Genomic DNA, 11,817 nt, shown 5'->3' with positions numbered 1-11,817 from the left:
CACGAGTTAAATCTCAGTAGTCGGGGTGTAGGCCATCTCGACATTGTTCGCCGCTGCCCAGGTGCCGACGCGCTGGCACTTCTTCGTGGTCAGGTGCGGGGAGAAGTTGTCGCTGACGATCGCGATCCGCACCGTTGGTGGGTGAAGCGTGCGGAGGTAGCGGCAGAACTCCAGGAACTGGGTCCGCTTCTTGACCGGCTTGATGTGGCCGTAGAGCTTGTCCTTGGTCAGGTCCAGGGCAGCGAACAGGTGCCGGACCCCGCCGTAGCGATTGTAGGTCGCCCGGCGCCGTCGCCGGGGCTCGCGGTCGGGGTCCTTGTGCTTGCCTCCGCGTTCGGCCCACTGCCGGCCCGGGTGGGGCATCAGGTTAAGGGGTCCGAACTCGTCCATGCAGAAGATGACTTCAGGTTCACCGGGCTCGGGTATGGCCTCGCCGTCGGCGATCGCATAGAGGTGTTCGACGCGGGCCTTCTCCGCCGCGTAGTCCGGATCGCGGGAGGTCTTCCAGGTCTTCAGGCGTTGAAAGGAGACGCCTTCCTCGCGGAGCAGGATGCGCAGGCCCTCGTGGCTGATGTCGTCGACCACCCCCTCGGCCACCAGGAAGTCCGCCAGCTTGGTCAGGCTCCAGGTAGAGAACGGCAGGTCGTGCTCGGACGGCTTGGACTTGGCGATCTTCTTGATCTCGCGTCGTTCCGGCAGCGTGAATGTCTTCGGCCGGCCGCCGGAATACTTCGGATACAGCGAGTCGAAGCCGTCGGTGTTGAAGCTGTGGATCACGTCTCTGACGCGATCGTCACTGGTGAACGACACCTCGGCGATTCTCGCGACCGGCATGCCCTGCGCGGACAGCAGCACCATCTGGGCCCGCCGCCATGTACGTGGTGCTGGCCGTGGCGGCCGCCGGCCAAGGGTGGGACCGCACAGGGCCGCGTCCAGAAGGCGACGACACCGGGGCCGGCGCGGACCCTGAGACGGAGGAGTAGGGGCGTTTCGTCACGCTCAGGCGTGCCGGTCCCGGTTCTCTGCGTGGCTGAGCTGGCCCGGCTCGGTACGGGGCGCGTTCTCGTACCAGCAGAACGGGCGGATCGTGTCCGCGGCCGCTAACACCCGGGTCGCTGCGCCCACGCCCGATCCCAGGCTCGACGCGGGCGCCGTCGATTGCGGAAGAGTTCTTCATCGCTGTCGATCTGAAGGTCATCGTCCATTGGTGCTCCCCGCAGCCGCTACGAGTAGGACCAACCACGCTACGGGCAATGTCTGACATTGATACTCGTAGCGGGTTCCGGTGGTCGTGACTCAGGGTCTGACTGACGTGTTGCTGGATTGTCTTGCGACAGTTCAGTCCGGCCTCCGGAACCCGTTCTCCATGGCTCCGGCCAGGTGGAACATGACCTGACAGGAGCCCCCTGACACACCAGCCACCGGGCCGAAAGTCTCCAGGCCCCCGCCGGAGTCGATCCGGCGGTGGCCTGTTCTGCATCCTGGGCGGGCGGGCCTCAGACCACGTTGTTGAACTTGGTGCCCTCACCCGAGTGAAGCGATGTCGTCTGACGGCTGAAGGGGGCGGTGGCGGAGCCCGTCGAGCGGTAGACGTACGTGCCGCCCGACCCGTACGCGATCAGGTCCGGGCGCCCGTCGTTGTCAAGGTCACCGGCGCCGACGAGCTGGGAGAAGGCGCCCCAGCCGCCGCCGATCCTCACGCGGGCGGCGAAGCCGCCGGTGCCGTTGCCCTGGTACAGCCAGAGGACGCCGTAGGTGTCGCGGGCGACCAGGTCCCCGGCGGCCGTACCGGCAATGTTGCCGACGGCCGTGAGTTGGTTGTAGATCTGCCAGCCGCCGCCGACCCTCACCCGGGACGCGTACGGCTTCGCGTAGTTGCCGGTGCCCTTGTAGAACCACAGGACTCCGGCGCCGTCCGTGGCCACCAGGTCGGGACGGCCGTCGCCGTCGAGGTCAGAGCCGCCGGCGAGCTTGTTGTAGATCTGCCAGCCGGTACCGACCTGCACGCGCGTCGCGAACGTGCCGTCGCCCTTGGCCAGGTAGAGCCACTGCACGCCAGAGCCGTCGACCGCGATCAGATCGCCGGGGGCGGCACCGCCTACGTTGCCGACAGCCTCGATCAGTTTGTAGATCCCCCAGCCCGCGCCGATCTTGGTGCGCTGGGCGGATTTGACCTGGCCGTCGACCGGCCGGTCCCGCAGGTCGTCGCGCCACAGCACGCCGGAGGCGTCCCGGGCGAGGACGTCGGTGGAGCCGTTGTTGGTGTAGTCGTGCGGGTTGGCCGTGCGGACAAGGTTCATCAGCCAGCCCTGGTAGACGGGATCACCGACGCCGTCGAGCAGCGTCGCCTCGGCCTCCACCCCGTACATGGCCGTTCGGCGCGTCCACCCCGCCGATGACACCGTCCCAGTCGAAGGAGAACCGGGTGCCGGACGCGGGCGCGGTCAAGCGCTTCGTGAACTCCTTGCCGGTGACGGTGTGCGTGAGCGTGACGTCCAGGTAGGCGTCAGCCCGCGACAGCGTCCAGCCCAGGGTCACCTTGCCGCCGGTCTTGTCGAGGTCCGCCGTGCCGGGGACGTGCACCTGCTGAATCTCCAGCGGGGGCATCACCTGGCCCGTCTCGGCGACCTTGGTGACCGTCGGGATGCCGTCCGGACCGGCCGCGACGCGGAACAGCCCGTCGCCGTCGGCGTCCCGGCTGCCTCTCAGCACCGCGCTGCCGTCGGCCGAGGACTCCGAATCCGACGCCGTTACGCCGAGGTCGCGGGTCTCACCGCTGGTCAGGGAGACGGCTTTGGCATGTGTCCAGTAGGCGCCGTACACCAGCCAGTCGCCCACCAACTCGTAGCACCAATCGTCGACGACGTTGCCCAGAAGGGTCTTCCTCTCCTCGCCCGTCTTGCGGTCGACGGACGTGACGTAGACGTCTTCGTTGTCCGGCTCGTCGATCCAAGCCACGTGCGAAGCGGAGAACGTCAGGTGGCCGGAGTCGTCGTTGTACCCGGCCTTGGCCGAGGAGTAGGTCTCAGTCACCCTCCCGGCCGCCACGTCGACCAGGGCCCGATGGCCAGTGCGCCCGTCCGGCGGGCCCGCCGCGCACCTGACGAGAACGGAGCCCCCGAGGACCGTCGAGCCGCTGAACTCGGTGGCATCCTTCGGCAGGCCCGTAATCTTGCGGGTGGTCGTCGTGGCGCCGTCCTTGGTCACGACGTGCAGTTCGGCCTGGCCGGCCTCGTTCATCACCTGCGCGAGCACGCTCGTCGGGCTCAGCGTGGCCACGTAGCTGCCGTTCAGCGCGCCGAGGTTGATGTCCACGCCTGGGGCTGCCGGGTCGGCCATGTTCCACAAGGTGATCGACTGCATGAACATGGGCCAGCTGTCATCGCCGACGACGGCCACGTCGTTGCCCGCCAGGGCGTAACCGCCGTCCTTGGGATGCCGGAGCCGCTTGGTGGCTCCTCCGTCGTACGGCGTCCAGACCAGGTCCGTGATGCGGTCGACGGAGTCGTAGTCGTACGTGAAGAACCCGCTGGTGCCCGCGCCCGCGAGGTAGAAACCCTCGGGGTAGACAGGAAGAGTGGCGTCGGCCTGCCCGGACGAGGCCGATGTCGTCGCGAACGCGGCCGGGGCGGTTGTCAGCGTGCCGGCGCCGAGCGCGGTGACCGCGAGAACGGCCGTGACGGCGGTGGCAAGGCGGCTGCGGGCAGTGCGGAGTTGCAAGGTGAAGCCCCCACGAGTCTGGGTCGGACACGGAAATGCCGTGTCCGACCCAGACTCGCGAGCGGCTCGAATGGTTGCACGAAAACCCTCATCGACACCCACCCTCACCAGCATTGGCGGCATCGCAGCCGGCACGGCGGCCGGCCGGTGGGCGGACCAGCGCACCAGCGCACCAGCGCACCAGCGCACCAGCGACCTTTACAGCCCTACCGCACAGCTCTCCGCCGCCACCGTCGTCGGACTCACCGCAGCCCTCCTGGCCGACGGCCTGATCAGTGGATTGGCGACACCGCTACGCCGCAAGATCGACGCCCAGCACCGCCTCTCCGCAGTCAGCCGGGATGTGCGCGCCGAGGTCGCACGATCAGCGTGCAAAGACGCCGCGTTCACGGCATCGTTCCGCCGGCCAGTGGGCGACACGGGGAGCAAGGGATACCTGAAGGGCCGTGACCTGTGGCGCGGGTACGAGGACGGCACCGCCACCTACTGCTTCTCCCCCGGCACCTACCTGCGATTCCGGCCCTCCCATCGCGAACAGGGAGACATCGTGATCGACCACCGCGCTCACCTGCTCGCCGCCATCGTCGAGTTCGGCGGTGAGCTGGAGCTCCCAGCTACCCGTAACGGGCGCTTCAGGGGCGCGGTCATCCCAGAAGGCTGCGCGGTCAGCGCCGGCCGCCGCCGATGCGGCGGTCGTCGGCCAGTCCGGTAAGCGGGCCGAACTCGCGGGCAAGCTGGTCCCACGTCAGAACCTCGCCACAGCGGGCCGGGAACTCCTTCGGGTTGAACTCGGGCATGGTCCAGGTGCCAGTGCCCCGGTCCCGCAGCCACAGGTCCCCGTCACCGTCGACCACAGTCGGCGGGACCGGTACGGGCTCGGCCTCATCGGTGGGCTCCCAGGTTACCCGGCCCGGGTGGGAAGCGCGGCGCAGCTCGGTGGTGGCCAGCCGCGCGGCCAAGTCACGGGTGGACTCTTCGGCGTCCTTGACGGACGCGAGTCGGAATGCGTCGTCAAGTACGGGCAGGGCTGGATTCTTGCTGCGCTTTGAGCTCATACGCTGACTACCTCCGGTGGAGGGGCGTCACATCCGTTATGGCACCCCGTAGAGGAATACGGTATCCGAGGCGGGAGCCGGGCCGGCTACGACCACTGTCCAGGTGGAGGCTCTGGCACACCGGGCGGCGGGGCCAGGCCGCTTCTTACAGATCAATGAGCGCCCAGTGGTGAGATGGGTCCATGCGGCGTGAGACCTGTGCGACCAGGAACCACATAGAGGTGTGGCATCGACGTGCCCTGCCCGGAGCCCAGAATAGGTCACGTTCTGGGACATTTTGCGTGGTTCGTTCCTCCCCCTCTCGGTCTGGGCTGGCGTCGCATGCTTCGTGTACTTCGTCTGCCACCCAGTCGTGGCGGTGGTACTCGGCGGAGGGTCTGTACAGCGAGTGGTGTAACTCAGGGGTTGGTTGTTACTGCTGCGCTGCGGTGAGCCGGCCTTCGAAGGAGATACCGAAGGCCTGGAGTGCCGGCTTCCATCGCCTGTCCAGCGTTTCGCGCCGGTGCCGGTCGGGTCCAGGCTCATGACCGCGAGGTAGACACATTCAAGGGCGGCCTGTTCCGTGGGGAAGTGTCCGCGGGCGCGGACGGCCTTGCGGATGCGGGCGTTGACGGACTCGATCGCGTTGGTCGTGCACACGATCTTGCGGATCTCGACGTCGAACTGGACGAAGGGCACGAACTCTGCCCAGGCGTGCTCCCACAGCCGCACGATCGCGGGGTACTCACGCCCCAGGCATCCTGGAACTCGCCGAACCGCGCCGTCGCGGCCTCCTCGGTCGGCGCGGTGCAGACCGGACGGAGAGCCTTGGCGAGCTTCTCCCAGTCCTGCCGACCCGCGTAGCGGAAACTTCCGCGCAGGAGGTGAACCACGCAGGTCTGCACGATCGTCGCAGGCCAGACGGTATTCACCGCATCCGGCAGACCGGTCAGCCCGTCGCAGACGAGCATCAGGACGTCCCGCACGCCCCTGTTCTTGATCTCGGTAAGGACTGCAGCCAGTACTTGGCCCCCTCACCGCCGTCGCCCACCCACAGCCCGAGGATGTCGCGGGGTGCCCTCGGCCGTCACGGCCAACGCCATGTACACCGGCCGGTTGGCAACCTGCCCGTCCCGCACCTTCACGTGGACACAGTCGATGAAGACGACCGGGTACACGGCATCCAGCGAACGGTTCTGCCATTCTTCATCCCCACGATCACACTGTCGGTGATCGTGGAATTCGTGGATCTGGAGACCTCGGCCCCCGTACACCTCGGCCAGGTGCGCGGAGATCTCCCCATGGGTCAGGCCCTTCGCGGACAGCGACAGGACCATCTCGTCGATGCCGCCCAGACGCCGCTGCCGCTTCTTGACCAGCACAGGCTCGAACGTGCCGGCCCGGTCACGGGGAACGGTGATCTCCACCGGTCCGGCCTCGGTGATCACCGTCTTCGCCCGGTGGCCGTTGCGGTGGTTCTCCCGGCCGCCCTCGGCCCGCTCACCGTGCTCATGCCCCAGATGATCGGTCAGCTCCCCTTCGAGAGCCGACTCCAGCACCCGCTTCGTCAGCTGCTGCAGCAGCCCACCCTCACCAGTCAGCTGCAACTCGCCGGCCTGAGCCCGGGCCACCACCTGAGCCACCAGAGCATCATCCATACCGGCCTCGTCCATCCCGGCACCCATCGTCACGTAAGTCATCAACTGCCGCTCTATACTCGGGAGTTACACCGTTCACGGTACAGTCCCCCTCAGGAGACCTCCGCTCTGTCCATGTTCCAGATGTGTCTGCCCCTGGACCAGTTCTGCACGAACCGGCGGGCGGGGTAGGTGAGTCGTGGCAGCAGTGGCGCCAGGACCCGCGAGTCCTCCCGGCGGGCTTTGGCCAGCAGGGCGAGCGACAGCGGGTACCTGACCTGTGCAGTGAAAGCCTCTTCGAACAGTTCCATGAGTCCCATGCACATGTAGATCAGCCCGGTCAGGGCGGGGCTCCCGCCTCGGCCCGCACCACCGGACTGTTCATACAACTCCCGAACGGCCCTGTCACAGCGGGCGGCACCGCAGGCGTTCCAGTACTCCAGGAACCGGTCGTCCAGCCGTGGGATGTCGAGATTCACCAGGGTGTCCATCGGGTCACCCAGCATCGAGGCGAGGCCGGCGAGAGCGTCGCGGGCCCGTCCGTACCGCGCCCCGTCGGCACCTGAACCTGTACCTGTACTTGCACCGCCGAGGATGTCGAAGATCCACGCGGCCGGCGAGATGGGTCCCAGCGAGTTGGGAGTGCCTGCCGTGTCGAGCATGACGGACAGGACATTGCTGTGCGCGGCGTCGGGAGGTCCGGCGGCCCTGCGAGCTTGTGGGCTCGCCAGCGTCCGGATGTCGGCAGCACCCGTGTACAGAGACAGAGCCCACCCGGCCGGCGAGTGGTGCAGCGCGTTCAGAGCAATCGTCCGCAGACCCTCCCCGGAGTCGAGATGCGCTCTGACGGGGCCGGCGTGGACGCTCACCGCCTGTCGATCATGGGGCGACGCGGGCAGGTAGTGCACGTTCGCCACGAGCCACGCCACGGCAAGCCCGTGGCGTGTCCCCTTGCCTGCCTCGAGGTTCAGCTGGCTCTCGGCGACAGCCTGGAAAGCCGCCCATGCCGCTTCCGGGTAGGGGCCCGAGGGTGACAGAAACTCGCGGAGCTCCCCGGAACCGGTGGATATGTAGCTCTCGATGGCAAGTTTCATGAGGAGTCGCATGGTCGCCACGTTGATCTTGACGACGTCGAGCCTGCGGGCCATGAACTCGACGAGGGTCCGCAGGCCATCACCTTCCGTCGTCTGCCCGCGCTCCAGCAGCCGGGTGACGACACGGCTGCTCCCGCCGGCCCACTTCTCGTCCGCCAGGTTCATGCAGATCTGGGCGAGGATCTCCCATCGTCCGCCCGTGAGCTCGGGCAGGAGACGATCCGCCAGCAGTTCGGGAGTCCCGCTGTTGCGCGCCAGGTGAAGAGCCGCGAAGTACTCCTGGAGGCTTTGATGCGTGAAGCCGAAAATTCCCGAGCCGTCCAGCTCCGTTCCGAGTTCCGTGAAGATCCACGCACGTCCACGGCACAGGTCAACCAGATCCTCGGCCAGACGGCGCGCCTCCTCGTGTGCGGGCACGGACTCGTCGGACATGGCTGCCGCGGCGACCGTCTTCACGTCGGCCTCCGGCATGCCCGCCAGCCACTGGGGGTCTGTGATGGACCGGTAGGCCAACGCGGCAAGGGTGTGCCGTACGGTGTCGAGATCCGTTTCGCTGTCGACCGGAAGTCCCTGGAAGTTGTCCCAGTCGGCCAGAAGGAGTTCTGCGCATTTCTTGTACAGCTGCGCCCGGCTGCGCGGTATGAACCGGTGACCCCGGTACAGCACGCAGATATAGGCCAGCAGGAGTGGATTGCAGCGCAGGTCGGGGATGCTCGCGCTCTCCCTCATGAACGCGTCGGTCACCTGGCCGGGAGGCTCAGGCAGACGCGATCCGACGGAGAACCACTTGGAGACGTAGGCGCGGACCTCGCCGCTCTCCAGCACCAGCCCGTCGTCGAACGGCTGGATGCGGTACTCGTGAAAGGTCACGGGATTCAGCCTCGCCGAGCTGTACCCGACGATCCGGGACGTGGCGAGAACACGCGACAATGGATACAGGCGGCTTGCCGTCTCGATGATCTCGGAGGATCTCCGGCGCAGGCTCGCGGACTGCACCTCGTCGAGGCCGTCGAAGACCAGCAGCGCGGAGCCCTCGAGAAGGAGCTCCTCGATGAGTCCCTCCGGGACCTTGATCTGGTACCGCTGGGACAGCTGCTCCTCGACCACCCGCACCAGGGGGAACCCCGAGGCGGTGAAGTCGACTTCACGCATCACCACGTAGAAGGGTATCAATCGGCCCCGCTGAAACAGCAGTGATGCGGATATGGCGCTGCTCGTCGATTTCCCGGCGCCGGGATCGCCCAGGAGCACGGTCCGGTCGATGGAGTCGACGAAGTCGTCGAAGGAGGTCCGGCCGCCCGCCTGTACGTGGATCAGTCGGGGCTGCACGAATATCTCGCTGTAGTGAATCCGGCGGCGGTTCCCGAGGTCGGGAAGCGGTATCTCCTCGTGCAGCGAGAAAGCCTTTCGGTAACGCTGCGTCCACTCGTCGCGGTCCTGCGGCGTCAGCCTGTGCGGACGAGCCAGGACCGCCAGGTACGACTCGATCGAGTCCGCGGTGGCTCGCGCCAGGGTCGCGTGCGCCCAGTCGATGGCCTGCGACTCGTCCTTCAGCGCGGCACGAAGCTCGCGGACCAGCCCCTCGCACCTGCGGTGCAGATGCACGAACAGGAGTTCCGAGTAGTTGTTGAGGGCGGCGACATCCGCGTTCGGGAACCTCCCCCTGAAGAAGTCCCGCAAAGCGAACTTGATCTTCGTCGCCGCCCTCAGATCCCCGTCGAGTATCTCGACAGCCATCAGCTGCTGGGCAAGAGCCCTGAACTCCGGGGTCTCTATGCAGCCGAGCACGTCGCGGTTGTTCACCCCGTGCGGAAGGTCGTTGAGGAGGGCGGTCGGAGAGACCGGCCGTCCGCCCGGGGCGGCGATCCGGTCCAGGGCAAGCGCGAGACTCCCTCTGGCTCGCCCCCGGCGAGCCAGTTCCCGCTGCAGGCGCCCCACCAAGGGCCCGGCGACGACACCGGCCAGTCGGCCCGCGATGGCTGCTTCGATACTCAAGCGTCCCCCTCGGTGACAGCGGCCTGAGCCGCTTCCCCTGCACTGACTCACAGTCTCCGGGGCGAAACCCGTCACGTGCAACGGCACAGCCCGACCGGCAAGTCGGAGCGGGCCGCCCGAAGAAGAGTCACCGGAGAACTGAGGACGGCGCCCGGGCCCCTGACCCTCCGCCGGGCGGAAGCCAGGACCCGCCAGAGGTGGACCAGCTCGCCGCCCTCGCGGAGCTGGACGTGAAGCAGGTGTGACACCGGCCACTCCCCGTCATTGAACCCGGTGCTCAACGCAGACCACTGAGACCCCGGGCCGTTCTGGTCTGGGGTCTCATACTGTCCGTCGAGGGCAGGGGCAGAGCCCCGGAAACTTCCGCATCGCGGTCCGTTGCTCCACTTCGAGGATCGACCAGCCCGAGTCGTTCCATCGGGACACGAGCCCATCGGCGTTGAACGACCCGAGCCAGATGACGCGAAGGCCGGCCGGAACGTTCGGGCTTCCCGTGGGCACAAACTTGCTGGTCAAGGACATCATGATGTCCAGGTGGCCGCGATCCGCCCAGATGAGCCAATCTTGTCCAGGTCGGCCTGCTCCTGGCGCGAACCAGCAGCGCGGCCAGGGGACCGAAGTCCTTCCGCACGTTTGTCCCGGGCGTGAACTGCACGATCCAGTCGCCCTGTAGGTCAGGGATCGGCTGGTCGTCTCGGCTGTGCAAGGCGCTCCACAGAGGTTGTTGGGCCCCTCGATCGTGGAAGACACCTCGAGCGCCGCCACCGGCCCCGTCCCGTTGACGGGATCGAGGAGGAAGTCCACCATGCAGTCCTCAGACTTATCGTCGTGCTTGAACCTTCGCGTTCCCAGGACCGCGTTGACTGCGGCCTCCGCCCAGAGCTCATCCTGGGCCGGCGAAGCCGGCCCCCTCCTGCTTCATAGCCAGGACGGTAGACCGAGGGCCGCGCAGCAGAACGAGGGGATTCAGGTGCCGCGGCGTCGTTCGGCCGGTCGTATCCACCCTGCGTTGTCAGCGCCTGCGGGTAACGTCGGTAAGTTGGGTGACTGCCAGCGTGGCCAGTCACCGACATGGAAGCGGGGCACCTGCCGTTTCCAGCGCCGTTGGAGGTTCCATGGCCATGGATAGACGCCACGCGCACTGGGACGCCGGTACTGCCCGGCTGTTGCCCGGACGGACGTACGCGCGGCTAGTGTCCGTCACCCACCGCAAGCCCGGCCCCGGCAAGGTCGTCAACCCGCGCGACATCTGCCCGGCCACCGGGCTCGCACGTCTCTCGTACGGGCAGGCCCGGATGCTGCTGGACGAGTACACTGCCCTCGGCGGTGAGCCGGGCACCGGCTGGGATCTGCATGAGTGGCGGCACTTTGTCTCTGCTTAGTTTCCGTGTGGCGATTAACTCCGGTTGAGCAGTTGACCAGGGTGTTTGGGCTTTGCGCTCCGCTGTGTGGTGTTTCTACTGTCAGCGCTCATGATCCTGAACTTCTTCTCGTCTCGGGGCTGGCAGTCCTGGGACGTTGAGCACCGGCCGTTGATCCCCGAGGGGATGCCCGTGCTCATTGACGACGACCTGTGCTTCGAGGACGGTCCGGCTGCGCCGCGTCCGGCGGCGGTGGTGAACCGGTGGTTGCGTGAGCTCCCGGCCAGCGGGGCGCCGGCGCCCAGCTCGTGGGAGAACTACGCGCGGGTGGTCAAGGAGTGGATGGAGTTTTTGGCCGAGCACGGGGTGGGTCTGTTCGACTCGCGGGTACGGCTGAAGGCCGCGTTGAGCCGGTACGCCGAGCACCGGGCGGCCGGTCCGTTGAAGGCCCGGTTCGCAGCGACGACGTGGGGCCAGCACATGAGCATCCTGTCGCTGTTCTACCGGTGGGCGATGCATGAGGAATACGCGACGGCCGAGCCGTTCACCTACCGGGCCGCGCGGGCCCTGTTCGCCGGAACCGGCCGGGAGGTGAAGGTGAACCTGGCGGTCCGCCGCACCCCGAAGCCGCACGTGACGATCAAGTACCTGGAGCCGGACTTCACCGAGCTGTTCCGCAAGGGACTGCGGGGGCTTGCCCCAGACGGCTCGCAGGACACTGGATTCCACGGCCGTGAGCTGACCCGCAACGCGGTGGTCGGGGATCACGCGCTGGCCACCGGGATGCGGCTGCAGGAGTTCACCTACCTGTTGTCCTGGGAGATCCCCGTCCTGCCGCCGGAGCCGACCGAGTTTCCCATTCCGTTCCCGGTGCCGGCCGGGATCACCAAGGGCAAGAAGTTCCGCACCACGTGGACCTCTTACGAGGCCCTGGCCGGACTGCACAACTACTTGGAACTAGGCACTGTTTCTCGGA

6 protein-coding genes and 3 pseudogenes are annotated in these 11,817 nt (G+C 67.2%); 3 read left to right on the top strand and 6 right to left on the bottom strand.

Features of this window, described 5'->3' with window-relative positions; genetic code table 11:
- Positions 1-18: 18 nt before the first annotated feature.
- The 3 genes and pseudogenes from JGS39_RS28495 to JGS39_RS41130 all read right to left on the bottom strand — a co-directional run.
- A pseudogene (locus JGS39_RS28495) lies at positions 19-876 on the bottom strand (IS630 family transposase); the annotation flags it as partial.
- Between the two features lie 620 nt (positions 877-1,496).
- On the bottom strand, positions 1,497-2,369 hold the full coding sequence (locus tag JGS39_RS41135; RefSeq protein ID WP_236064272.1) for an FG-GAP repeat domain-containing protein: 873 nt from the start codon (positions 2,367-2,369) through the stop codon (positions 1,497-1,499).
- Positions 2,323-3,720, bottom strand: coding sequence for a hypothetical protein (locus JGS39_RS41130; RefSeq protein WP_236064271.1), 1,398 nt, complete (start codon positions 3,718-3,720; stop codon positions 2,323-2,325). The genes JGS39_RS41135 and JGS39_RS41130 overlap by 47 nt, the downstream gene beginning before the upstream one ends.
- A 70-nt stretch (positions 3,721-3,790) precedes the next feature.
- Between JGS39_RS41130 and JGS39_RS28485 the strand changes: the two genes are divergently transcribed.
- Complete coding sequence (locus JGS39_RS28485; protein WP_219572466.1) at positions 3,791-4,432, top strand: hypothetical protein; 642 nt, start codon at positions 3,791-3,793, stop codon at positions 4,430-4,432.
- Here JGS39_RS28485 and JGS39_RS28480 read toward each other — a convergent pair.
- From JGS39_RS28480 to JGS39_RS28470, 3 genes and pseudogenes are all read right to left on the bottom strand, one after another.
- Positions 4,386-4,775, bottom strand: coding sequence for a hypothetical protein (locus tag JGS39_RS28480; protein ID WP_219572465.1), 390 nt, complete (start codon positions 4,773-4,775; stop codon positions 4,386-4,388). The two genes, JGS39_RS28485 and JGS39_RS28480, sit on opposite strands and share 47 nt — an antisense overlap.
- Positions 4,776-4,811: 36 nt before the next feature.
- Positions 4,812-6,412, bottom strand: a pseudogene (locus JGS39_RS28475) (IS256 family transposase).
- A 92-nt stretch (positions 6,413-6,504) separates the two neighbouring features.
- Positions 6,505-9,480, bottom strand: coding sequence for an NACHT domain-containing protein (locus JGS39_RS28470; protein WP_219572464.1), 2,976 nt, complete (start codon positions 9,478-9,480; stop codon positions 6,505-6,507).
- 1,139 nt (positions 9,481-10,619) lie between these two features.
- Between JGS39_RS28470 and JGS39_RS28465 the strand changes: the two are divergent.
- A pseudogene (locus tag JGS39_RS28465) lies at positions 10,620-10,847 on the top strand (site-specific integrase); the annotation flags it as partial.
- Positions 10,848-10,907: 60 nt separating this feature from the next.
- Positions 10,908-11,817 (top strand): site-specific integrase (locus JGS39_RS28460; RefSeq protein ID WP_236065824.1); only part of this gene is annotated, 910 nt, incomplete at its 3' end.

Origin of the sequence: Streptomyces poriferorum (assembly GCF_019399235.1) — a bacterium.
Taxonomy (GTDB): Bacteria; Actinomycetota; Actinomycetes; order Streptomycetales; family Streptomycetaceae; genus Streptomyces; species Streptomyces poriferorum.
The sequence above is the reverse complement of the archived record's forward strand: the minus strand, read 5'-3'. Positions and strand labels throughout refer to the sequence as shown.